Source organism: Dactylosporangium sp. NPDC005555 (assembly GCF_040605635.1).
GTDB lineage: Bacteria > Actinomycetota > Actinomycetes > Mycobacteriales > Micromonosporaceae > Dactylosporangium.
Genome location: NZ_JBEXDG010000082.1, coordinates 6,101 through 30,194 on the forward strand (window position 1 = coordinate 6,101; position 24,094 = coordinate 30,194).

Here is a 24,094-nt window from a genome sequence, read left to right on the forward strand (position 1 = left end):
CTCTGCCCCCGGGGGGGGGCTCCTTCCCCCCGCCCGGGCCGGCGCCACTTCGGGGTCGGTACGGCGAGGCCGGCTACAGCTGGCCGACGAAGCTGACCTGCACCGTGGTAGGGCGGGCGGTGGCGCTGGTGGGGTACGGCGCGAACGTCGCTGTGCCGGTGCCGGTGCCGGTGCCGGTGCCGGTGCCGTAGCAGGGCAGCGCCAGTGTGGTCGGGATCGTCGCGCTGACCGCCCCCATCCGCAGCACGATCGGTGCGATGGTGCTGGTGGGGCCGAAGCTCACCAGCACCGAGTTGGCGGCGTTGCCGGTGTAGCCGGCGGGTAGAAGCAGGCCAAGATCGGCTCAAGCGCCGGCTCAGATCGATGCGCGGACTGCGGACCGAGTTCGGCATCGCGGGCGGCCGGGTTGAGAGCCGGTATGGACGCAGCATCACGAGCGGTACTTGATTGGCGAGCGCTAACACCGCGCTCACGATGGAGATCAACTTCAGGCGGACACGGAAGCATGACGCAACACCGGCCAACATGCAGCCGTGTTGATATGGGCAGGTCACTTGATGTGAGAGCACAGGCCGACATGAGCCGACACTCCACAGTGGAACAGTTCCGATCCTGGGGGTCAAGGGGTCGTGGGTTCGAATCCCGCCGTCCCGACCATGGCTGACCAGGCAAGATTCAAGATTCTTGCTGATCATGGACAGCTTCTACGCGTACATGGCAGGGACCTGGGGCTGCTCGCGCACGTCGCACGCGACGGTACGGTGGAGGTCTCGGTCTGGCAGGTCCAGCACAGCGGCTGATTCCAGGCACCGGGTGCGGTGATGCCCGGCGACGTGCCCGGCGCGCTGCCGATCCTGATCGACCGGCGACCGCAGAGGCGGTCTCGGTGCAGGTGTTCCAGCAGGTCCTGCCGCCGGAGGAATGGTTCAAGTCGCTCATCTGACGGCGCGACACAAGGGAGAGTGGATGCCTGAGATCATCGAGGTGATGCTGGAACGCGGCATGTCTCCGTGGTTCGACGACCGCGCGCGATGCGGCGTGCTCACCTTCAACACGTCGCCGCCCCATCTGGTGCTCGCGGTCGTGTCGCCGGCGGGCGAGGAGTCGACGCACGAGCTGAACCTGGGTGACACGTTCCCGGTGGGGGAGAACACGTGGCGGTTCGACGACGCCGTCATCGCCAATACCGACATCTGGACCGTGACGCTTCGGTACGTCGTGCCGGGCTCGCCGCCGTACCGACCGCCGGCCGGGCGGCGCGACTACGTCAAGGTCGGGTTCCGGAGTTTCGGCACGGTCGACGAGGCCGGGATCGGCCAGCTCGAGCAGGATCTGGGGCAGCGGCTGCCGCGGACGTTCCGGATGTGGCTGGCCCACAACAATGGCGCCGCCCCGGTCGAGGAGATCTGGATTCCCGGGACGCACGTGTCACTCGACCCGTTCACGCCGATTCTCGGTGTGCACCCCGAGAACCCCATCTACGACCTCCGCAGCGGTCAGCGCCAGGTCGGGAAATGGTTCACCAAGGACTATGTCGTGATCGCCATCGGGGTAGGGGGCTACTTCGCCGTCGGCATCAGCCCCCACGTCGCCGAACAGATCTTCGTCATGCGTTCCGGGGACGCGCTGCAGTTGGGCAACCAGTACCTCGCCCGCGGTTACGGCAGTCCGGCCGAGTACCTGTGTGCCGAACGCCTCTTCTCGGTCGGATCCGGCATCCAGTCGTTCATGGCCAACCTGCGCCCGACCCTGCCGTCGCCCCCGGCCACGCTCCGACCGATGTAGCGGTGCGACGGAGGAGGTGCGGCACGGGCCTCAGGCGTAGGGGTCGCGGGTGGGATCGGGTCGTTCGCCGATGACGGCGCTGGTGTGCTGCAGCCGGTCGAGCTTGGCGAACGTCGCGCCGCCCTTGAAGTCGACGAGCACGAAGTTGAGGATCTCCGAGGAGTGCATCGAGGCGAGGGCCAGCACCAGGGTCCGCAGCAGCTCGCCCTTGCCGGAACCGGTGGCGCCGACGAGCAGGCCGTGCGGCCCCATGCCTTCCTGCGCGGACTCCTTGAGGTCCAGGTCGATCGGGGAACCGTCCGGCGCGATCCCGATCGGCACGCGCAGCCGGTCGCGGTTGGGTCGCACCCCCCACGCGCGGTTCGGGTCGTACTGGTACGGGTCGTCCAGGTCGAGCAGCTCAGCGAGGCCGAGCTCGGCGGTGGCAGTCGCCGCTGTAGGTGAGCGTGGCGCGGGTCTCGCCGGGTGGCGCCGGCACCCACAGGTCCTTGCGGTCGAACTCGATCTGCCCGCAGCCGCACCGGCGCAGCTCGGCGAAGAGGCTCGCCTCGTTGACGCTGCGCGCCCGCAGCGGCCACCCGGCCCAGTCGTGCGGCTGGACGTCACCGCCCAGGCTGACGTAGACGTCGCGCGGGCGAACTCCAGCTGATCCCGCCGGAAACGGGACGGGTCGGCCGCGTACAGGCGCCGGCCCACCTCGAGCGGAGGGCCTCGGCCGGCACCGCGTCGGCGCCCGCCGGCAGTGACAGCAGGATCTCTTCGATGGCGCCCGCCGCCAGCCCCAGATCCACCCGCCGGTAGCACTGCTGCTCCTCGTCGAGCTCGAGGACGTCGTCGTCGGCGGCGACGCCGAGGTCGTCGGCGATGGACAGCCACTCGCCCGGGTCGATCAGCTCCGACGGCTCGGTGCGGGTCGACCAGGCACCGGGTGCCAGCTGCGGGATCTCCTAGCTGATCCGGAACACGAACTGCCGGCGGGTGCCGCAGTTGCGGCACTCGCCGGTGTACTGGCTGATCCAGACGCCGTCGACCTGGCGCACCTCGCGCTCCGGATCGAAGTCCACCGAACCGCAGCCGCACGGGTGGATGTACATGTAGATGGACGACTCGCGGTCCGAGCGGGACCACAGCGCGTCGCCGCTCCTCACGACGGCGAACCGTAGGTCTGACCGGACCGCTCGGCGGCCGCCTCGTACTCCGCCAACGTCGCCTCCAGCGCGCCACGGTTGAACAGGTGCGGGTGCTGCCGCAGCGTGCGCAGGCCGACGGGGGTCCAGAACAACCGCACCGGCAGCCGGTCCGTGCCGGGCGGCAGGAACCGCAGCGCCTCCCCGACCGCCTCGGCGGCCCGCCGGTGCTGCCCGGATCCGGCCCGCTGGAAGGCGATGGCCAGCCAGCCACCGGGATCGATGATCTTGGACGACTGGGTCGTGCCGCCCGACGGGGACAGCAGGTGGAGCTCGACGTCGTGGCACCGCACCACCGGGTGGCCGTCAACCTCGGCGTCGACCGCGTCCTCCACCGGGTCCTCGGGCCGATCCTCGAACGCCGCCTGCAGACGGAGATAGGTGTCCGCCTCGGCGCGGGACCGGGCCCACAGCAGTTCGTCCTCATCGAGCGGCGGGGCGGTCAACCAGGACACCTCGTCGTGGTCCAGCCCGGTCTCGAAGAGCAGCTCGGTCAGCACGTCCAGCGGGCGGCGGCCGGCGTACTGGTACAGCTCGGTGCCGGGGTACCGCTCGTCACCGATCAGCCGGGAGAAGCCGATGACCGTGCCGTCGGCCAGCTGCCCGAACGCGAACAGCACGGGCCCGAGGCCGCTGTCGACCTCCAGGAACCTGAGCCCGAGCCGCTCCCGCAGCTCCGGCGGCTCCAGGGTGAGCTTCGCCAACGGTGTGCTGTCGCCTTCCACGGCATGGAATTCCATGGCCTGCACTGATCGACCCTTCTCAAAGGACCTCGCGCCCGCTCATCACTACGGCTCACTGCGGCCGCGGCGGCGGCGGACCGTAGATCCGTTTGAACTCCGCGAGCGTGGTCTCGTACTCCGCTGCCTTCGCCGTCAACTCGGCCCGGTTGAACGCGTGCGGGTTCCGCCGCAGCATCCACTGGCCGAGCGCGGTCCAGAACGCGCGCACCGGCAGCTCGTCCAGGTCCGGCGGCAGGAACCGCAACGCCTCCTCGGGCAAGTGGAGCAACTGCAGCAGCAGGTCGTACACCGACCAGTACTCCCGCACGTCGATCGCTCTGGGGCCGAAACCCTGCAGCAGTTGGCCGGCCGCGGCCTCCCACTCGGTGGCGAGGTACATCCACCCGCCCGGGTCGATGATGCCGGACGGCGGGTCGTCGGGGTGCGAGTAGACCCCGACACCGCCCAGCAGCCGAGGGCCGGTCCGCGGCCGGATGTGGACCACAATGTTGGGATAGCGCACCGACCAGACGTCCTGGTCGTCTCTGGTGATGTCCAGGTCCCTCAGCCTCATCGGGCTTTGGTCACTGGGCTCCCGGTGCAACAGGATGTAGGCATACGCCTCCGGGTGGGACCGTGCCCAGATCCGGTCGTCGTCCGAGTCGTCCGCTGGCACCCGCCAGGACACCTCGTCGTGGGTGAGGTCGGTCTCGAAGAGCAGTTCGGTCAGCACGTCCCGCGGGGGACGGTCCGCGTACTGGTACAGGTCGGTGCCGGGCCGCTGGTAGCCGATCAGGCGGGAAAAGCCCAGGACGGTGCCGTCGGCCAGCTGGCCGAGCGCGAACAACTCGTCGCCGAGATTGCCGGGGAGCTCCGTGAACCGCAACCCAAGCCGGGCCTGCAACTGCACGGGCTCCAAGGTCAGCGTCGCGAGCGGCAGCCGCTCGACCTCCATCGCACGGAGCTCCATGGGCTTCACTGATCGAACCCTCCTCGGGCAACCTGATATGCGGTCAGCACCTCGCGGTACGACGCGGTGACCGCATCGACCCGCCGCCGCCGGAACTGCGTGGGGTCGGCGCCATACAGCGCCCTGCCGGCTTCGGACGTGAACGCCTCGACGGGCACCGCGTCGGCGCCGGCCGGCACGAACTTGCCCACCTCGTCCATCGCCGCCACCGCCACGGCGATCGCCTCCCGCGCGTCGGCGATCTGATCGGGCGGGCACAGCGCCGGGCTGGCCGGGACCAGCGCGGCGGCCTCCCTCGCCAGACTCAGGAACTGCCCGGGATCGATGAGCCGCGACGGCTCCGGGCCGCCGAGCGCCGGCGGTGGCGGCTCCTGCCCGATGCGCACGAACTCAAACTCCCGAGCGGTCCCACAATCAGGACAGCTCCCCTGACATACCGAGACCGGGTCCTCCCCGCGCACCTGCGTCGAGTGGCTGTCCCACTCGAAGCCGTCGAACCCGCAGCCGGGGCGCGGCTGCAGATCCATATACAGGTGACTCTCTTCGGTCGATCCCGAGAGCAGCACGAGGCCACGGTACGTCACCCGCGCCCCTCATACGCCCCCCGACCCCGCCTTTTAATCCGTAGGTTCAGGGTTCGAGTCCCTGGCGGCCCACCGACCGCACCATTGTGCGAACCGGTGATCCATCGCTGGCACCGACCGCGCCGGGCCTCAGCCTCGCCCGGGACCGCGCCGTTCGGTCGCCGCCCCACCGGCGGTCAGGCGCTGACATTCGTCTCGCTCGGTGTCGCCGCACCGGCACCGGACGGGACCACCTCGTCCAGCGGGACACGGGGTTTGGCGATTGCCTCGCCGTCGTGGCCGGGCGCCGACGACCGCGCGGACGGTGCCGGGGCCTCGGCGAGCGCCGGCTCCGGGGCGCGGACCCCGGGGCGCGCGGGAGCGGGCTCGACCGCGGCAACCCTGCGCCGCAGCAACCGCAGCGCGGGCGCGGCGCCCCGCAACAGGATGGCGGAATGTACCGCCGCGAAGGCGACGGCGTTCAGGACTCCCGGCGTGGGATCGCGCAGCAGCCCCCACACGGACACGGCGACGAGCACGCCGGTGGCGACGAGCGAGGGCGCAACGGCGGCGGGCTGCCACCCGGTGCTTCCGCGTTTGGGCGTCACGACGAACCTCGCAGGTCGCCGCAGCAGTGCGCGGACCGTGCTGACGATCCCTATCCAGAAGCTCGTCGCCGCCAGGGCGAAGGCGGTGAAGGCGTACGTGCCGAACCCGGCTGCCGCGACGCTCGTGATGGAGAGCAGGAAGTACGGCGCGAAGTGCAGGAGGAAGTCGGAAGCGCTCGCGGACGCCAGCGGCTGCCAGCCGAAGACGATCCGCGCCAGCGGCATCAGCATGTACACGAGGGTGGTCCAGCCGTAGAGGAAGTACGAGGCGGACAGCAGGTACTGCAGCCGCAACCGCAGCGGCAGCCGGGAGCGGAGCACGAGCGGGATCGCCGAGATGCATCCGCGGGACCAGCGCAGCTGCTGGCTCACGTACGAGGGCATGTCCTCCGGTCCCAGCCCCTGGGCCAGCACCTCGGGAACGTACACCGACTTCCAGCCGGCCGCGTGCAGCTGCACGGAGAGCTCGAAGTCCTCGGTGACCGTGTCCTCCGGGAAGCCGCCCGTCGACTCGATCGCGGCGCGGCGGAAGACGATGTTGGTGCCGCAGCAGAACATCGCGCCGAGCGCGGCCTTGCCGTTGGCGATGCTGCCGAAGAACAGCGCCTGCTGCGACCAGGCGGCCCGCGCCACCTCGTTCTCGGCCGCGTTCGCGTAGTACTGCGGCGACTGCACGAACCCGACGTCACGCCTCCTGAAATGCCCGACGGTGGCTTCGAGGAACCGCGGGCCGGGCACGTGGTCGCAGTCGAGGACCGCGACCAGCGGCGAGTGCGTGCGCTTCAGGGCGTCGTTGATGTTGCCGGCCTTGGCGCCCCGGTTCGACTCGCGCCGCAGGTACCGCGCCCGGTGCCGCTTCGCGAGGGCCCGCACCTCGGGGTTGTTCCCGTCGTCGAGGATCGCCACGTGCGCTCGTGCGCCCTTGAGCCGCACCGCGGCCTGCACCACGGGCGCGATGATTTCCACGGGTTCGTTGTAGACAGGAATCAGCACGTCCACGTTGAGGTTCGCGGTCCGGCGCACCCTCGGCTGCGGCGCCGCTCGATTGTGCGCGCAGGTCCACCAGAATCCGAGCGCCTGCGCGAGATTGAAGGTCTCGGCCAGCACCAGCACCCAGTACAGCACGGGATTGCCCACCCGGCTGGGCTGCAGCAACCATGCGAAGTACCAGACGGATGCGGCCAGGCTCAGCATGACGAGGAGCCGGAACGCCATCGCCTCACGGCGGCTGGCCCGTCTCGGCCGCCACCGCGATGGGGCGGTTCTCAGGTCGGCGCGCTGGTCGGTTCTCGGGTCGGCGCGCTGGTCGGTTCTCGGCTCGGTGATGGTCATCGCAGAATCCAGATCGTCACGTTCTCCCGGTGCTCCAGCCGCTGCACCGTCCGCCCTTCGGCGGCGAGCTGCGCCAGCGCCCCGCCCACCAGGCTCGCGTTGTCCGGGTTGTCGAGATAGCTGGCCATGAGAAACGTCCGGCCGCCGTGCTGGGTCGGCAGCGGGACGCCGCCCCTGATCGGCACGGCGGTGACGGCTGGGTGGTAGTAGCGCACCAGTACCTCGAGGTATCCGGGGGCGAACAGGATGAGGTCCCCGGCGCGGGCCTCCTCGTTCACCAGGCGAAAGGCCCCGTTGTAGTCGTAGAGCCGGGGATTGGACGGGTTGAACTGCTGGTCGCCGAGGCCGACGGCCATGGTCAGCGCGATCGCCGCGACGGCCGTTGCCCTCGCGGTCTCGGTCCGCAGCCACCCAGTCGCCGCACGGGCGGTGAGGATGAGCAGCGGCGGCAGTACCGAGATGAAGTAGCGGAGCTCGAAGAAGTTCCGTTGCTTCGAGCCGAGCAGGTAGGCGAGCACGAAGGGCACGACGACGAGCGACACCAGCAGGGCGGTGGAGCGGGAACGCCCCCGGCCGAGGAGGAGCAGGATGACGAGCATGCCGATCGGCCAGAGCGCGACCAGATGCTCCATCGCGGCGGCGGAGTGGTATCCCCACATCGCCCACACAAGGTTGGCCAGGATCGCGTACAGCGAGACGAAGCGCTGGCCGTCGCCCGATGGGGCGTTGCTCGTGGACGCGCCGGAGCTCGACTGGATGAAGTTCCCGACCTGCTCTGCGGCGTACGGGAGCAGCGGCAGCAGGAGCGCCAGCGTCACCGCGGTCGCCGGCAACCACCCGGCGAGCAGTCTCCGGGCCGTCCGTTCCCGCTTGAGCTTGCGGCGGATCACGATGGCGGCGAACGCCATGTGCTGGGCGCAGAGCTGCAGCAGCGAGAAGTAGTGGGTGTAGAGGAGGCCGGCAGACGCGACCGCGAACAGGCCCCAGTCCAGCCATCCGCCGCGCCGGATCGCCCGTGCCTGTCCGAGCACTGCGAGGAGCGACCAGAAGATGTAGAACGCGTACATCCGCGCTTCCGCGGAGTACCAGACGGCCATGGGAGACACCGCGGTGAGCAGTGCCGCCGCGACACCCGCGCGCCGATCGTAGAGCTCACGGGCGACCAGGTACACCAACGGGATGCAGAGGGTGCCGACGACCAGTGAAGGGACGCGGACCGCGAGCGGACCGTCGCCCAGCAGGCGGATGTCCAGCCAAAGCACGCTTCCCCACAGCGGTGGATGGACGTCGGCCGAGCGCAGGTCTTGCAGCATCGTGAGGTACGGCAGGCGTGCCTGTCCGATGCTGATTGCCTCGTCTATCCAGACGCTGCGCAGCGGAACCACGCGCAGCACCGCACCGACCGCGACGATGACCGCCAGCGCTGCCGGGACACGCAACGATCGGCGCCTGTCCACACGCTCCGGGCCGGCTGGTGCCGCCGCCTTCTCGAGCAGCCGCGTCGACGCTCCTGCAGTGGATTCGAGTGGGATCAGGGGCGCTTCCCGTGTCTTGCCGTTGCTCACGCGTACTCCAGCAGGTCGTGCGGCCGGCCGACGCGGAGGCGGACGCGGACCTGGTCGCTGGGCCGCACCCCGGCACGTTGCAGCACCGCGAGCGCGTCGATCTCGTCGGCGCCGTGGATGAGTCCGATGATCCTGTCGCCGCGCACCGACCAGGTGTCGGTATGCCGGCACCGCATCCGCAGTTCGTCGGCGTCGGGCAGCGACGCTCCGGCCAGCTCGACGACCGTCACGACGTCGCACGCCGCCCGGTGGTCGGGTCTCCGCAGCGCGAGCCGGGCGGCTTCGGCCTCCAGCACGAGCCGGATCCGGCCGGCGGAACGCTCCCACGTGAACTGGCCCGACCACGCCCACGCCCGAGATGCCCATGCTGTCGCTTCGGCGGGGTCACTGAGGCGGTCGATCAGGCAGACGATCGCGTCGGCGAGCTGGGACTCGTCGTCGATCAGCACGCCGGTTCGACCGTCGCGGACTGCGTCCTGCACTCCGGGCACGTGCAACGCCACGGCCGGCACGCCCAGCGCGGCAGCCTCCAGAATGCTCAGTCCCCATCCTTCACCGGCAGACGCGCTGACGGTGATCCACGCCGTCTGCAGTATCGCGGTTCGCTCGGCGTCGGTGACGCGTCCGTGGACCACGACGGTTGTTTCGAGCCCGAGCCGTGTGATGTGCGTGCGAATGGTATCGAGTTCGGGGCCGTCGCCGACCAGGTGCAGTTCCAGGTCGGTCATCACGGTCCTGGCTTTGGCGACAGCCTCGAGCACGAGGTCCATGCGCTTGTGCGGCACGAGGCGACTGACGCAGACGATGCGCGGCCGGGCCGCACGCCGTTGGTCGTCCGGTGCGTTGGGGCGGTCCATCCCGCACGGGGCGACGAAGACGTTCCCCTTGAGCCGGAGTTCCTGGCGTATGGCGTTCCGCGAGGAGGGCGAGACGGTCACGATCGACCGGCGGCCGTAGACCAGTCCCGTGGCGGTCTTCTCCAGCCACCGGCCGACCCACCGCATCGGCCAGCCGAAGTACTCCGCGAACTGTCGCTGGTGGACGTGGTGGATCAGGAGAACCACCGGGACCCGCCGCCCCACAGCAAGCGGGGAGAAGAACGGAATTCCATTCTGAGAATCGATGACGCCGTCGATCTTCGTGCGGTGCCGCCACAGCCACAGCAGCACCGCGAGGTAGACCGTGAACGTTCCCCCCATCCGGACGATACGGAAGCCTTCTCGGTCCTCGACGGTCGGTAGACCAGGTACCCGGGCCGTCAGGTATGTGACCGCCACCCCCTGCCGCACAAGGTGCTGGGCTACCTGCTCGCAGTAAAGTTCGGCGCCGCCGGCGCGCGGGTGGCTCCTGTCTCGCCAATTGAGCAAAGCGACGTGCTGAACCGTCACCGCGTTTCCCCCTCGTGAAGTCGAATGAAGCGCTTCGCGCCAGCAGATGGCGTTACGTCTCGACGAGCATCGGCCCACGCTCGCGGGCCTGGGCGATGATGCCGGGCCGAAGCGACAGCGGGTCGCCGGGACCCCTGTCCAGCAGGCGGAGACTTATCAGCTCCAGATATGCGCGGGCGCCGTCCCTGACCAGGCGTAACGACGAGCCGTCGCGCTCCGTCCAGTCGACCGGCAGTTCGGTGATCGGAATGTTGGACCGATGCGCGAGGGCGAGGAACTCGAGGTCGAACGCAAAGCCCGACAGGCGCGATTGGATGAAGAGTTGCCGGGCGAGCGCCGCTTCGAAGAACTTGAAGCCGCACTGCGTGTCGGACAGGTTACCGACCATGCCCCGGCTCAGCGATCGGAAGCCCAGGCTGCCGAGGCGACGAATCAGGGGCTGGCGGACGAGGAGCCGGCTACCGCTGCAGTACCGGGATCCGACGACGATCCGGTGGCCGGCGGAAAGGAGCTCGACGACGCGCGGGATCAGGTCGGCCGGCGTCGAGGAGTCGGCGTCGCAGAATCCGACCCAGCGCGCCCGCGAGGTGAGGATTCCGCGCCGGACGGCGGCCCCTTTTCCCCGCCGGGAACAACCGATGACGCGGACGGGCAGGCCGCTGTAGCCGCGGTCCGCGAGGTCTGCGGTCCGATCCGTGCTGCCGTTGTCGACGACGACGATGCCGCAGCTGCAGGGGAGCCGGGCGATCTCGCGCGCCAAGTCCCGCAGCGTGGCGCCGAGGCGGCCCTCCTCGTTGTACGCCGGGATGATCACCTCGAGATCCACTGCGGGCCGCGCGACGTCGGAGATAAAGGATCCGTCAACGCCGGCGGCGTCGAGAGAAGGCCCAGAACTGTCCTGACTTTGTCGGTCGTGCAGGAGCAATTTGACCAACCTCACCTATTCTTCGGGAGTTTGAATGCATGATGGGTGCAGGCGCAACAAATCGAAGGAAGAAAATGGATCCCGAGCTGCCGGATCATTGCGCGACGTGGCCTTCCGGGCAGGTCAACGCGCCGTGCAGTGGCTTTGTCATTGAGCCTAGCAGTCCCTATCCGTGGCTGCGGAAGAACTCGAAATAGTCCGCATCGGCGGTAACGGAACGCGCGGACCGCCGCCACAATCATCGTGTCGAATGCGGGATTGATGTGTGGCGGCACGGCGCGGCGGCGAGATTCTCACAAGGGCACCCCGGCCGTCGGATTGTGCAGCGACGGAGGAAGCGATGCCGAATACCTGCCGATGAGTGCCGCCGATGCCTCACGGACCGGACCGGGGTCGTCGATGTAGTGGTCAAGCATGAAATTCCACGCGAAAAGCCCATTGCTCGTCAACTCGCCCATTGACGAATCGGTGAACATCGCCTTGGCGAACTTGTCGAAGGCTCGCACTTGGCACGCGGGGTTTCCCCACAGCTTGAAATGCGAAATCATGACGGGTTTGCCGTACGAGCCCAACTGCCTGACGGAACTGCGGATCTGGGCCACCAGCGCGCTCTGGCCGTCGTGCTCGTTGTCGCAGGCGTGCATCTGCTGGACCGCGGTGAAGTCGCTGGCGGCGATAGCGTCGGACCAGAACGACAGGTCGCGGTCGCCGGAGCTGCCCCAGGTATAGCCGCCGAAGCCGAGTGCGACACGTGCACCGGAGTATTCGGCGCGGATGGCCGCCGCCGCGTTGAGGTATGCCGCCTTCAGGCGCCGGGGATACCCGGGGTCGGACGAGTAGGTCTCCAACTCGGTGAAGAGGACGACGTAGAGCGGCCCGTAGTGCGGCCCGCTGCCCTTCAAGGCCGAGGTGACGACCCTGATATCGCGTTGAAACTGGTCACCTACCGCGTATTCCGGGTGGTCTGCCAGCCACACCACGAGCTCGACCGCTTTGCCGGCGCCGTAGAGGTCGGAGATCGTCGACGGCCGGGCGTAGCCGCTGATCCACTCCAGGTCTGAGGGGCCGTTGTACCAGGTCGTGACCATGTTGACGCCGGCATCACGGTAGACCGGGGCCTCGACGGCGTCCCCGATCCCGGGACCCAGGCCCCAGAGCAGGCGAGGTTGCGGTTGCGGCTGCGAGGCCGGGCTCGACCCGTCGAAGACGGCACGGTCGATGTGGAGGTTGCGATCGCACGCGTCGGTGATGAGGTCGTTCGAGAAGCTCAGGGACAACGCATGTGCACCGGCTCCCCAGGAACCGGCGATGGCATAGTCCGCCCAGGAAGACGCTTGCACCTGGATCGTCTCGACCGTCCGGCCGTCCACCTGTACCCGCATGACCGGAGCCCCGGAGCACTGGTCCCCACGAGCACGGACGACGAGCCGGGTCCCCGCCGGTGCCGTGAGCTCCGTGCTCGCGGTCGCGTCCGTCCACATCTGCAAGGCCCTTCCCCCGGAGGCCGAAGGATCGCGGTAAGTGCCGGCTGCCCCGGACGTCACCCGCATCGACTCCGCCTCGAGATCCACAGTGGTGAGCGGTGTGCGCGACCCGTGCAGGAACAGGCCGTAGCCCAGCAACACGATCGCGACGGACGCGCACGGAATCCACCGCAGCCCCGTGACACGCCGTCTCATGCCTGGGCAGCCCGTCGCTTCGGTCGCAACCGCCGCAGGACGGTCCAGACCCGCATCACATCCTCGTGCCGCACGAGTCGAACCCGAACCGCGGTGACCGCGTAGAGGGCGAGGCCGACCGCGATCACCGCCACGGCGGGCCACTCCGGCACGGCGCCAGCCACCGCGAGCAGGACGACCAGTGGCGCGAGGGCCAGCGGGTAGCGCATGGCAACCTTGCGGGTCGGCCAGGACGCGCCGTACTGCCTGACGAACAGATGGCCGAGCAGTCCCGCCGCGGCCCAACTGCCGACGGCAAAGGCGGCGGCGGCCCCCACCGCTCCCCACCGGGGCACGGCGACGATGAGGGCGGTCACCTCGATCATCAGCGCGATCGGAACCCGCCGTGCCAACGACGTCGTCAGGTCACGCGCGTACAGCGTCTTGAGCAGCATGTCGGCGGTCAGCAGCCCGAGGGTACCGATAGAAAGGATGCGCAGGATGTCGGCGCCCTGTTCGTACGGCGCGGGAAAGAACAACGCCAGCGCGGTCCCCGGGGCGACCAGCAGGATCAGCTGCAAGGGCACCAGCGCGAGCGGCACCCATCGGTAGGCGGCGAGAAACCAGGATCTCACCGCGGCCGCCGTCTCCGCCTTCGCGATGAAGGGGAACACGGCGCTGCTGAGGGCCTCGGCCACGAAGTACGGCGCCCGCGCAAGGACCGCAGCCGCCTGATAGGTCGCTACGTCGCCCGCACTCACGCCGTGCCGCTGGCCGACGAGGCTCAGGGCAACGACGTCGGTCGTCAGGATCAGGCTGATCGCGGAGGTGGCAACGGCCATCGACAGCGCCCGGGTGGTGGTGACGCGCCAAGCCATCGGGCCGCGCCGAGGCAGCCGGTCCCGCAGGGCCCAGGCCCCGGCTGCCGCCGCGACTATCGCGCCACCCAGGAAGCCGAGGGCCGCCCCGCCGACCCGCAGATGCACCAGGCTCACAAGAAGCAGCGTCAACGCGACCTTCACGCCGATGCCCGTCGTCTGCACGAAGCTCAGACCGTCGAAGCGCCGCTCTCCATGCAACGCTCCCTGCAGCGTCGTGCTCATCGACGTCACCGCAATCGTCATCGCCATCACCGCGACGGTCGCGACGGAGGCGCCAGGCACCACGTTGCGAGTGACCTGAGCACCCACGACGACGAGTGCGAGCATGACGCCGAAGCCGAGATTGCCCACTATGGCAGCCCGATACGCCGCATCCACGCCGAGCCGGGCTTCCGCCTGCACGATGACACCCGTGAGTGCCCAGGGGAAGCCGGCGGACAGCAGCGCCGAGCAGAGGAACAGCACGTTCTGCAGCACGCTGACGGCACCGAACTGCGATGGCGTCAGCATCCAGGCCAGTACGACGCCCAGGCTGTAGTTGAGGACGGCGCCAAGGCCGAACCGCAGCATGAGAACGGCACCGCCGGCCGCGGCCGAGCGTTGCCGGGTGAGACTAAGCACGCCGCCGTGCCAATCCCTCGCGGGCCAGCACCCAGCGGGCGCGGCCGCTGGCGGCAATGTACGCGACGGTCCGGTCGAGCACCTCGACGCGGTTCGACGTGCCGATGATCCAGTCGTGGAAGTTGAGGTTGAAGTGATCCCCGGCTTCGTCGAACAGGCGGCAGAGGCTGCTCACCATGTGGTCGACCTGGTTCTGTGGCGACGGCTGCGCGGGGTCGATGCGAGCGCTCAGGAAGTCGACATCGAGAGGGGACAGGATGGGGATCTCGGTCAGGTGCTTGCGCTGGAACGGAGCCGGCCGCCGCACGAGCCAGACGAGATTGGCGACGCGGCTGACGGGACGCCTGGTCTGCTCGCGCCAGACGAGGTCCAGGTTGAGCAGGACCAGTCCGGTCCGGCGCAGCAACCCGACCCGGTCGAGACCGAGGCGGCTGATGAGCTTGCCGGCCAGGCCGATGACGTCGCCGCGGCCGATGATGTGCGGCGAAGTGGCCTCGTCGACGAAGCGGATCTCGCGGTTGGAGGCCCAGGCGTAGCCGCGGCGCTCGAAGATGTCGTAGGTGGAGGCGTCGAAGAATCGCGGCGCCCCGAGGTGCGGCGAGCGGAAGCCGACCGGACGGGTGCCGGTGAGCTCGACGACTTTGGCCTCCACCCGCGCCAAGTCGGCCTCGAACCGCTGGTTGTCGGCGACGGTCATGCGTGCCGGGTTGGTGTGGTCATAGCCGTGAATGGCGATCTCATGGCCGGCACGTGCGATGCGTGCGATCAGCTCCGGCTGATCCTCGACGATCTTGCCGGTGGTGTTGAACACCGCTCTGGCGCAGTATCGCCCGAGCACGTCGAGCAGGGTGCTGGTGGCGGCGGCCAGGTCGTAGGGCACCGCGGCGGGCATGCCCCACGTGCTCTCGTAATCGAAGAAGATGGTCGTATTGACTACTCGGTGCTGCATGATGCGATACCAAGCTCTTTGGTTGAGGTGGCGATGTCCCAGGTGACTTCGGATTTTCGACCGAGTCGCAGGCGGGTGCAGGCGGTCATGACGACGTAGCCGGTGAGCGCGAGCGGTCGTCTGCGCAGCTGCGCCACGAAGGCACGGACCAGGACGCTGCGGGGGACGCGGCAGGACTCGGGGACTCTGACGTCCGGAAGCATCCGGTCCAGTTCGGCTCTTGAGTGCCGGAAGCGCTCCGACTGGCGCAGGTGGTCGCGAAGGGTGCTGGGGGAGCGATAATGCACCCGGACATCGGGATCGTACTTCGGGCGGTAGCCGAGCTGACAGGCACGGAAGTAGACGTAGGCGTCGTTGGCGACGAGCGATGCGGGCAGTTCGAGCCGGCGGGCGAACTCTCGCCCCAGGACAAGGCAGGCACCCCGGAACGCCAGGTAGTTCGAGCCACTGTCCCAATGCCTGGCGGCGCACTCGACCGCCGACGAACCGGCTACCACGCACTTCTCGACAAGGGTGCGGCCGGGAATCGGCACGGCGTTGACGGCCATCACGCCGAACTCGGGCCGGAAGCCTCGGACAGCGCACGAAACGAAGTCCGGCGCGCCAACCGACACGTCGGCGTCGAGGAGGATGAGGACGTCGCCGTCGAAGCCCGACAGGAGCTGGTTCATGCGGGTCGTCTTGCCGAGCCGCTCCCGAGAGTCGCGAAGCTTGACGCGCGGGTCGGGAATGCCGCTCACGATGGCCGCCGTGCCGTCGGACGAGCCGTCGGAGGCGACGATGATCTCGACGAGCTCGTAGCCGGTCTCGTCCTGCCCGAGGACGTCGCGCAGGAGGCGGCCGATGTTGGCGGCCTCGTTGTATGCGGGAATGCCGATGGAGACCCGCGGGGCCTGAGGCGATGTCACCGGTCACCGCCCGCACGACTCGCGTGAGATCGAGGCCCGCTTCCGGTTCGGGCGTGTCCGGCCAACCGCAGCCGCACGTTCCGGTAGGCCGCGCGGAATACGGATGCGACGGCCTGGCCGCCGAAGCGGAGCACCATCGCGAGCACCGGCAGCGGATCCCTCCCGCTCGCCTCGAGCCATGCGCCATGGGTACGCACACCCGGCGGCTGCAACCGCGGAGCCGCCGGCAGCCGCGACAACCGCTGGAGAACCCTGGCCGGCAGGTAGAGGTTCTCGACGATCAGCCGCCGCGAGTAGTCCTGATCGCCCGCCGGCACGGTGCGGCCAGTCATCGCCAGGTGCAGCGCGCGCACCACGTCGACGCCATCCTCGGTTTGGCCGAACCTGAACTGCGCGCCGACGCGGGGGTTGAAATCCACCAGCTTGAAGCGACCGTCGCGCCGGTCGTACCGCCAGTCGAGATCGTTGACCCCGCGGTAGCCGATCTCCTTGCAGAACCTGGCTGTCAGTTCGCTCAGCATCGGGTTGATGGCCGCGCGCGCGTCGACGGTGCACCCGCGTCCCGGCGGCCACGCATACGCCTTCCGGCCGACGAAGCTCAACGCCGTCGACGAGCCCTCGTCACAATAGGCGTGCACGAACCAGTCCTCGGCGTGCTCGTGCGGGATGTACTCCTGCAGCAGCACGCTCGAGAGATCGTCGAGGCCCGCGAAACGGTCCAGCAGCTCACGTCCGCTCGACACGAGCGTCGTCGTCGACACCGCCGGCGCCCGCAGGCGCGTCCACGGCGCGACGTTCTTGGCGACCACCGGGAACGTGAGCTCGTCGGCGAGCGCCCGCAGGTCGTCCCGGCACGTAGGAAAAAGGGTGCGCGGCGTCGGCACGTCGTGGGCCATGCACAGGTCGAACAGTCCGCGCTTGCTCGCCACTTGCCTCGGCAGGGTCGGCGTCACCCGCGGCAGAAGGAAGTACTCCGCGAGCGCGGCGGCGTGCTCGGCCAGGAGGACGGCGGCCTCATCGTCGGTGGCCACCGGCACGACGGGTCGTCTCAACGAACGGCCGAGCGCGCACAGGCTCTCGACCAGCCGCTCGGTGTCGTGCCATTCGCTGCCCGGCCAGATGAAGCGGCCGACGACATGACGCGAGAGCGCGATCGGTGTGAGACGGTCCTCGGTGATCGCATAGACCGGGACGCCGAGCCGGCCCAGGGAGCGGACCACACCGAGGGTGCCGGCGTGCACCGGGTATCGGCCGATCCTGACCAGCAGGGCGGGGACTGAGGTGTCAAGCCGCACGGCGGGCATGCGGTTCCCGTCAGCCATTGCGAAGCTCCTCAGGCATGCTTCATCTCTTCCACTGCTCAGGTCTCGTCCAGTGGTCCGGTCTCTTCCGGTGGCCCTGCTCGGCGACACAAACCGCCTCCGTATTGCGAACCGCCACCTGCCCGACGCGGGTCTCGCAAACCTCCATGAGGAGGGTGAGAAGGTGGCGAGTAGCGAACCACCCTGTGCTCGAGCTCGGTCCGACACCGTCCTGACCTGCTGCACCAACTGCCCAAACCGGCGGGCCGGTGACCACCACCTGCCCAACGTCGGCGAGGAGCCGGGCACCGGCGTGACCAACCACGCCACGCCCGTCAGCACTCACAATGAGCCATTGTCATCCTGCGTAGCGGTCGGCTTCGACGCCGTGCAGGACGGCGCGGGCCTGCTCCAGCACCCGCAACTGCCCGACCTGCAGCTCGTCGCCCCCGGCCTCGTCTCGGCGCACCTAGGGCGACCCGACCCTGACGATGATCCGGATTTCCCCGCACCACAGCTGCTCGATCGGCAGGTATCGCTGCTCGCCGCGTGGTACGCGCAGGCGTTCACGCATGCCGTGATCGTGTCCGGCGGGTGCCGGGCAGTCGAAGCCATCGCAGGTTGTCTCAACCCGTTCGTCCCAGCACGTCCCGCCGCGCAACCTGCGGTGGTGCTCGTATCCACGTCAACGTACGCCTCGACGAGGAGAACCTTGCCTGCTGGTGGCGGTCGGCGTGCGGGTTGACAGCACCAGCGCAATCCATTGTGGACGATTGAGATTGCGTCGACGCCGCGGAGTCGGAGATCGGCCATGCATGTGGCCGCGGATCTGCGGAGGAAAGATGGAAGATCGGCATCCACGACGGAAGATGCTGGTCTCGCGAGCACGATAGTCCCGTAGACCGCGCCTGCACGAGGGGCGAGCCGTCGGTAATGTGGCCGGAATGTCGGCGTCGGGCGTGCGGTGCCCCCGCAACGGCTCGCCAGAACCCGTTCGGATGCGTGGAACCCTCGTTGATTCGATCGTCCCTGGCACAGGCACTTCCCGTTCTCCCCAGGAATCAAGGCCCTGTTCATCGTGTAGCTGGTCGTGGACTGCTTACCCCGACCGTCAAATGCCGTCACGGGCCGGCCGTGAGTGTCGAACGTGGATTCGGCGGTGGTGTGGTAGACGAACGCGCCGGCCGTGTAGGCCTCCTGGTCGCCGGTGCAGATGGGGGATCGCCGGCAACGGTCAGTTCGACGGTGTCGCGCGACGAGTACCGCATCACCGTCAAGCAGGGCGAGGCGCTGTACGTCGGCAGCCGCAGTGCAGGCGAATGCTCGCGCCCCGGCGGCGTGCGGGTTTACCTGCTGTGCCGGCGGGCAGGGAGGCGAGCCGGACACGGCCGCGTCCAGGGTCGGCGAGGTGTGTGTGAACGCTCACCACGGGAATACGTGATATGTCACGTAAGTTGGTGAAGGCGGCACGCCGTCCACGAACGAAGGAGCACGACATGAATCGACTGCAGGGCAAAACGGCACTGGTGACGGGCGGAACCTCAGGAATCGGGCTGGCGGCGGCACAGCGCTTCGCCGATGAGGGCGCCCACGTCTTCGTGACCGGGCGGAGGAAGGAAGCCGTCGACGAAGCGGTGACACTGATCGGCTCGTCCGCCACCGGCATCGCCGGCGACATCGCAGACCCGCACGACCTCGACCGGCTCTTCGCAGCCGTCGAACAGCGCGGCGCGGGCCTTGACGTGCTCATGGCCAACGCTGGTGGCGGCTCCTTCGCCGCGCTCGGGGCGATCACCGCCGAGGACTACCGCGCGACGTTCGACCGCAACGTCGGCGGCACGCTCTTCACCGTACAGAAGGCATTACCACTGCTCAAGCCGGGTGCATCGATCATCCTGACCGGCTCCACCGCCGCCTCCAACGGCACGCCTGCGTTCGGGCTCTACGCGGCGACGAAGGCGGCGATCCGATCGTTCGGACGCACCTGGGCCGCCGAACTCGTCGACCGGAACATCCGGGTCAACACGCTGGTTCCAGGTCCGGTGCAGACGCCGGGTCTGGCCGGGCTGGCCGGCGACCCCACGGGCGTCGAGCCGCTGTTCGCATCGCTCGCCGCCGAGGTGCCCCTCGGGCGGCTGGGCAGGCCGGAGGAGATCGCGGCCGCCGCGGTGTTCCTGGCCTCCGACGACAGCAGCTTCATGACCGGCGCGGAACTCTTCGTCGATGGCGGCGCCGAGCAGCTCTGACGTCAGTGACACTTCACGTAACTGGCACGATGGCGGTATGACCGCCAAACGTCCGGCCCGGGGCTGGCTCGACCGTGACGAGCAGCGCGCATGGCTCGCCTACATCCGTCTGCAGCTGCGGCTCTCGTACGAGATCAACCGCCAGCTGCAGGCGGATCACGACCTGTCGCTGCCCGACTACGACGTGCTCACCGCACTGAGCGTGGCCCCGGCGTCCTGCCTGGCCGTGTCCGTGCTGGCGACGCAGCTCGGCTGGGAACGCAGCCGGCTGTCCCACCATGCCAGGCGGATGGCCCAGCGCGACCTGGTCAGCCTCGATCCGGCGCTCGCCGACCGGCGGGTGACCGAGGTGTCGCTCACCACCGCCGGCCGGCATGCCCTCGAGGCGGCCGCGCCGGGCCACGTCGACCTGGTCCACGACCTGTTCTTCGACGGCCTGCCGGCGCACCTGCGGGCCCCGTTCAGCGAGGCCCTCGAACACATCTACGAGAACATCCTGGCCCGGGGAACGCTGCCCAGGCCATGAACCGGGCGACCGTCAGCGGCGATACCAGATCGGTGTCCCGACTGGAGTGCGCCGGGACGGTATCGATGGAAGCGTCGGGGAGCTCGACGAGGCGGTGGCCGTGGTGCGGGCCGGCGGTACACCCGTGGGGCCGGCCATCCTGTTCGCGCCGACCGGTCCGATCCAGGAGGTCGCGATCTCCAGCGGCTGGGGGGATGCGTTTCTCGAGCTGGCCGATCGCTTCGACGCCGCCATGGCGGGGGAGTAGGCGCCAGCAGCGCCTCAGGCCGGGAAGTCCTTGGGTCCAGTGCGTCGCGCCGGCTGAAGGGCGACCTGAAGCGAATCGTAAGCGGCCCTCGGCAGAGTGTTCCCTGTCAGCAGCGATCACACGACCCACCTGGGAGAGCCTCCGATGCGCAAGCTCATCAACTCCACCTACCTCACCCTCGACGGCGTCATCGAGAACCCGATGTGGACGTCGCCCTACTTCGCCGAGGAAGCGGCCGAGGTGGCCACCGAGCTCACCAACGGCGCGGACGCGCTGCTCATGGGCCGCGCCACCTACGACGGCTTCTCGCAGGCGTGGCCGGCGATGGACGAGAGCGATCCCGCCACCGGCGCCGCCTTCTTCAACAACGTCAAGAAGTACGTGGCGTCGACCACGCTGAAGGACCCCTCCTGGAGGAACACCGAGGTGCTGGAAGGGGACCTGGTCGAGGCGGTCGCGAAGCTCAAGGAGCAGGACGGCGGGAGCATCGTGCAGTACGGCTACGGCGCGGTCACCGCGCAGCTGGTCACGGCCGGCCTGGTCGACGAGGTGAAGTTCTGGATCCACCCGGTCATCGTGGGCGCCGCCGGCTTCTCCAGCGTGCTGAGCGACGTCAAGGCCACGTTCGAACTCATCGACACCCGGGTCTTCACCAACGGTGTCATCGTCGCGACCTACCGGCCGAAGGCCACCGCCTGAGCGAGGCTGAGTTTGGCGCCCTCGGCCACCAGCTCGTCGAAGCGTTCCTGGCCGAGCGCGGCAACCGCCCGTCGCGCCGCCCGGTCGAGCTCGTCCTGCTCGGCCGGGGCGGCCGGGGCGAGGTTCTGCTCGCGGGCGGTGGTCGCGGCACCCAGCAGCCGGGCCGCCACGGCCGGCTCGGCGATCGTGGCCATGCCCTCGACCGCGCCGATGCCGTCGCGGGTAAAGCCGATGGCGCTCTCGTACCCCTCCATGTGCAGTGCCCAGGCGGCCGCTGGGTCGCCCTGCAACTCCCGCGCGTAGGCCAGCTCGACCAGGATCATCGGCAGGTACGGCGGCGGACTCGGCTCGACCCGGCCCTGGTCGGCGATGCGGGTCAGGTGGGTGACGGCCTGGTCGAGGCGGCCCGAGCGGCGGGCCGCGATGCCGAGGCTCATCTCGGCGAACACCACCGCGGTGGGCGCGCCCTGCTCCACGGCCAGCCGGTAGGCCCGTTCGGCCAGCTCCCGCGCGGTGTCGTGGTCCCGGCGCTGCACCGCCAGCCAGGCCAGCCACGACAGTTTCGCGCCGACCTGCGGCGCCAGCGAGAGCTCGGTCGCCCAGCCCAGCCCTTCCCGGTGCAGGGCGGCGGCCCGTTCGTGCTGGCCGCGGAACTCCGCCAGCCCGCCGAGCCATTCACTGGCCCGCAGCCGCCCCCACCGGTCGCCGAGCTCGGCGAACAGCGCGTCGCTGCGGGTCGCGGCCGCCTCCAGCGCGGACAGGTCACCGGCGGCGTGCGCGAGCATCGCCCGCGACGCCAGCACCGCTGCCTCGGTCCACGCGTCGTCGAACTGCTCCGGCAGCAGCTCGGCGGCGAGCGCCAGGTCACCCCGGTCGAGCACGGCGTCTGCCACGAACCAGGCCGACCGTCCGGCCGGATCCAGGGCAAGCACGTCCCGGACCTCCGCGGGTACCCGCTCGCCCTGCAGCAGCGCCAGCCCGAGCCGCCAGGGCGCGGCGGGGCGCTCCTCCTCGGCCGTGCCGGTCAGCGCCAGGGCGGCGCGGGCCTCGCTGAGCCGCCCCCGCAGGACCCAGTACCAGGTGAGCGCCAGCGCCAGCCGCAAGCCGCCACCGTGCGTGAACGCGGCCTGCAGGTTGGCCCGCTCGGCGTCCAGGACCGCGAGCCACCGCTGCTGCTCGGGGCCGCGCAACAGCGGGTCGGCGTGCTCGGCGAGGGAGCGGAAGTACCCGGCGTGCCGGCTGCGGATCGCGGCGGCGTCGGTGAGCCGCGCGGCGCCGAACTCCGCGATCGACTCCAGCAGCCGGTACCGTGGCCCCGGCTCGGCCACCACCAACGAGCGTTCCACGAGCCGGTCCAGGGCGTCCAGGCCGGCGTCGCACACCTGCTCGGCGGCCTCGGGGGTGCAGCCGTCGCGGAAGACCGACAGCCGTGCCAGCACCGCACGGTCCTGCGGGTCCAGCAGGTCCCAGCTCCACGCGATCACCGCGGTGAGGGTCCGCTGCCGTTCCGGCACGTCCCGCTGCCGGGTGGTGAGCAGCGCGAAGCGGTCGTCCAGGCGGTCCACGACGCCCTGGACGCCGAGCGCGCGCACCCGGGCCGCGGCCAGTTCCAGGGCCAGGGGCAGGCCGTCCAGCCGGCGGCACAGCTGCGCCACCACGGGTGCGGTCTGCTCGTCGAGCCGGAACCCGCGGTGCTGCGCGGCCGCGCGCGCCGAGAACAGCCGGGCCGCGGCCGAGCGCCGCACCGCGTCGACGTCGGCCAGGTCGCCCGGCAGCGCGAGCGGCCCCACCTCCCAGACCTGTTCACCGGTCAGCAGCAGCGGCTCCCGGCTGGTGGCCAGCACGCGCACCCCGGGCGCGTCGCGCAGCAACCGCCCGACCAGCGCGGCGGCCGCCGCGACCACGTGCTCGCAGTTGTCCAGCACCAGCAGCATCTCGCGGTGCCGCAGCGCCGTCACCAGCCGGTCGGCCGCGGACCCGGTGGTGCCCGGTGCCTCGTGCAGGCCGAGCACCCCGAGGACCTGCTCCGCCACCCGCGGATCCGCCGGCGGCAGCGGCGTCAGCTCCACCAGGTGCACGCCGTCCGGGTGGACCTGTTCGGCGGCGGCCGCCGCGGCGAGCCGGGTCTTGCCCACCCCGCCGGGCCCGACCAGGGTGAGCAGCCGTACGGCCGGGATCAGGGTGCGCAGTTCCGTGAGGGCCTCGGCCCGGCCGATCAGCTCGTCCAGCTGGGCGGGCAGGCTGTTGCGGACGATCGCGGACCTCGGCGGTGCGCGGAGGGCCAGATCCTGCTCGAGGATCTGCCGGTACAGGGCGGCCAGTTCCGGTCCCGGGTCCAGGCCCAGCTCGTCGGCGAGCCGTTCCCGCAGCCCGGCGTAGCTGTCGAGGGCGTCGGCCTGCCGTCCCGCGGCGTACAGGGCGCGCATGTGCAGGACGCGCAGCCCTTCCCGCAGCGGGTGGAGCTCGACGAGCTCGGCCAGTTCCGCGGCGACCAGGTCGTGCTCGCCGCGGGCCAGCCGCGCCGCGGCGAGCCGCTCGTGCACGAGGAGGCGCTGCTCGGTGAGCCGGGTCGCCTCGGCGCGCGCGAACTCCTGATCGGCCACGTCGGCGTACGCCTGGCCGCGCCACAGCGCGAGCGCCGCGCCGAGCCGGTCGACGTCGGCGGCATCGGCAAGCGCGGCGAACCGGTCGGCGTCGACGTCGTCGGCCCGCAGCCGGTAGCCCGGCGGCCGCGACTCGATCAGGTCACGCGCGCCCGGTTCGGCGTCGTTGAGCGCCTTCCGCAGCTGTGACACCCGCACCTGCAGCGCACCGGCGGGGTTCGCCGGTGCGTCGTCGCCCCACAGGTCCTCGATGAGCCGGTCGGCGGAGACCACCATGTTGCGGTGCGCCAGCAGATCGGCCAGCAGCATGCGCACCTTGGCGCCGGGAACGACCACCGGCTCGCCGTCCTCGGTGGTGACGGCGAGCGGACCGAGGATCCCGAAACGCACGACGATCATCCTACGGCGGT

Annotated in this window: 20 protein-coding genes and 1 pseudogene; 5 read left to right on the forward strand and 16 right to left on the reverse strand. The window is 69.9% G+C overall.

The window, feature by feature from the left end; all coding sequences use genetic code 11:
• Positions 1-73: 73 nt before the first annotated feature.
• Complete coding sequence (locus ABZS58_RS46525; protein WP_354790781.1) at positions 74-283, reverse strand: hypothetical protein; 210 nt, start codon at positions 281-283, stop codon at positions 74-76.
• Positions 284-966: 683 nt separating this feature from the next.
• Between ABZS58_RS46525 and ABZS58_RS46530 the strand changes: the two genes are divergently transcribed.
• On the forward strand, positions 967-1,785 hold the full coding sequence (locus tag ABZS58_RS46530) for a DUF6406 domain-containing protein (protein WP_354790782.1): 819 nt from the start codon (positions 967-969) through the stop codon (positions 1,783-1,785).
• Between the two features lie 69 nt (positions 1,786-1,854).
• Here ABZS58_RS46530 and ABZS58_RS46535 read toward each other — a convergent pair.
• The 14 genes and pseudogenes from ABZS58_RS46535 to ABZS58_RS46600 form a co-directional block, all read right to left on the reverse strand.
• A pseudogene (locus ABZS58_RS46535) lies at positions 1,855-2,205 on the reverse strand (FtsK/SpoIIIE domain-containing protein); the annotation flags it as partial.
• 527 nt (positions 2,206-2,732) lie between these two features.
• Positions 2,733-2,933, reverse strand: coding sequence for a hypothetical protein (locus tag ABZS58_RS46540; protein ID WP_354790784.1), 201 nt, complete (start codon positions 2,931-2,933; stop codon positions 2,733-2,735).
• Complete coding sequence (locus ABZS58_RS46545; RefSeq protein WP_354790785.1) at positions 2,930-3,721, reverse strand: hypothetical protein; 792 nt, start codon at positions 3,719-3,721, stop codon at positions 2,930-2,932. The genes ABZS58_RS46540 and ABZS58_RS46545 overlap by 4 nt, the downstream gene beginning before the upstream one ends.
• Positions 3,722-3,767: 46 nt before the next feature.
• Complete coding sequence (locus ABZS58_RS46550) at positions 3,768-4,664, reverse strand: hypothetical protein (RefSeq protein WP_354790787.1); 897 nt, start codon at positions 4,662-4,664, stop codon at positions 3,768-3,770.
• A gap of 5 nt (positions 4,665-4,669) precedes the next feature.
• Positions 4,670-5,230, reverse strand: a complete 561-nt coding sequence (locus ABZS58_RS46555) for a hypothetical protein (protein ID WP_354790788.1) — start codon at positions 5,228-5,230, stop codon at positions 4,670-4,672.
• 194 nt (positions 5,231-5,424) lie between these two features.
• Positions 5,425-7,050 (reverse strand): glycosyltransferase, encoded by a 1,626-nt coding sequence (locus tag ABZS58_RS46560; RefSeq protein WP_354790790.1) that lies wholly within the window; start codon positions 7,048-7,050, stop codon positions 5,425-5,427.
• A gap of 113 nt (positions 7,051-7,163) precedes the next feature.
• On the reverse strand, positions 7,164-8,606 hold the full coding sequence (locus ABZS58_RS46565) for a glycosyltransferase family 39 protein (protein WP_354790792.1): 1,443 nt from the start codon (positions 8,604-8,606) through the stop codon (positions 7,164-7,166).
• A 122-nt stretch (positions 8,607-8,728) separates the two neighbouring features.
• Positions 8,729-10,198: a glycosyltransferase family 4 protein gene (locus ABZS58_RS46570; RefSeq protein WP_354790794.1), complete on the reverse strand. Its 1,470-nt coding sequence runs from the start codon at positions 10,196-10,198 to the stop codon at positions 8,729-8,731.
• On the reverse strand, positions 10,173-11,045 hold the full coding sequence (locus tag ABZS58_RS46575) for a glycosyltransferase (RefSeq protein ID WP_354790796.1): 873 nt from the start codon (positions 11,043-11,045) through the stop codon (positions 10,173-10,175). Before ABZS58_RS46575 ends, ABZS58_RS46570 begins: the two co-directional genes overlap by 26 nt.
• Positions 11,046-11,338: 293 nt before the next feature.
• On the reverse strand, positions 11,339-12,670 hold the full coding sequence (locus ABZS58_RS46580) for a carbohydrate-binding domain-containing protein (RefSeq protein ID WP_354790797.1): 1,332 nt from the start codon (positions 12,668-12,670) through the stop codon (positions 11,339-11,341).
• Positions 12,671-12,720: 50 nt separating this feature from the next.
• A complete protein-coding gene (locus ABZS58_RS46585) occupies positions 12,721-14,205 on the reverse strand; it encodes a polysaccharide biosynthesis C-terminal domain-containing protein (protein WP_354790798.1) in 1,485 nt (494 codons plus the stop codon).
• The gene (locus ABZS58_RS46590; protein WP_354790799.1) at positions 14,198-15,097 is read right to left on the reverse strand and encodes a polysaccharide deacetylase family protein; all 900 of its coding nucleotides are present in this window, start codon (positions 15,095-15,097) and stop codon (positions 14,198-14,200) included. Before ABZS58_RS46590 ends, ABZS58_RS46585 begins: the two co-directional genes overlap by 8 nt.
• A 41-nt stretch (positions 15,098-15,138) precedes the next feature.
• A complete protein-coding gene (locus ABZS58_RS46595) occupies positions 15,139-16,062 on the reverse strand; it encodes a glycosyltransferase (RefSeq protein WP_354790800.1) in 924 nt (307 codons plus the stop codon).
• Complete coding sequence (locus ABZS58_RS46600; protein ID WP_354790802.1) at positions 16,059-17,384, reverse strand: hypothetical protein; 1,326 nt, start codon at positions 17,382-17,384, stop codon at positions 16,059-16,061. Before ABZS58_RS46600 ends, ABZS58_RS46595 begins: the two co-directional genes overlap by 4 nt.
• A gap of 1,475 nt (positions 17,385-18,859) precedes the next feature.
• Between ABZS58_RS46600 and ABZS58_RS46605 the strand changes: the two genes are divergently transcribed.
• The 4 genes from ABZS58_RS46605 (at position 18,860) to ABZS58_RS46620 (ending at position 21,081) form a co-directional block, all read left to right on the forward strand.
• The gene (locus ABZS58_RS46605; RefSeq protein ID WP_354790803.1) at positions 18,860-19,609 is read left to right on the forward strand and encodes an SDR family oxidoreductase; all 750 of its coding nucleotides are present in this window, start codon (positions 18,860-18,862) and stop codon (positions 19,607-19,609) included.
• Positions 19,610-19,646: 37 nt separating this feature from the next.
• On the forward strand, positions 19,647-20,135 hold the full coding sequence (locus ABZS58_RS46610; RefSeq protein ID WP_354790805.1) for a MarR family transcriptional regulator: 489 nt from the start codon (positions 19,647-19,649) through the stop codon (positions 20,133-20,135).
• 46 nt (positions 20,136-20,181) lie between these two features.
• Complete coding sequence (locus ABZS58_RS46615) at positions 20,182-20,382, forward strand: hypothetical protein (protein WP_354790806.1); 201 nt, start codon at positions 20,182-20,184, stop codon at positions 20,380-20,382.
• A gap of 144 nt (positions 20,383-20,526) precedes the next feature.
• Positions 20,527-21,081, forward strand: coding sequence for a dihydrofolate reductase family protein (locus ABZS58_RS46620; protein ID WP_354790807.1), 555 nt, complete (start codon positions 20,527-20,529; stop codon positions 21,079-21,081).
• On the opposite strand, the gene ABZS58_RS46625 is transcribed toward ABZS58_RS46620, so the two are convergent.
• Positions 21,057-24,074 (reverse strand): BTAD domain-containing putative transcriptional regulator, encoded by a 3,018-nt coding sequence (locus ABZS58_RS46625; protein ID WP_354790808.1) that lies wholly within the window; start codon positions 24,072-24,074, stop codon positions 21,057-21,059. The two genes, ABZS58_RS46620 and ABZS58_RS46625, sit on opposite strands and share 25 nt — an antisense overlap.
• Between the last annotated feature and the right edge of the window lie 20 nt (positions 24,075-24,094).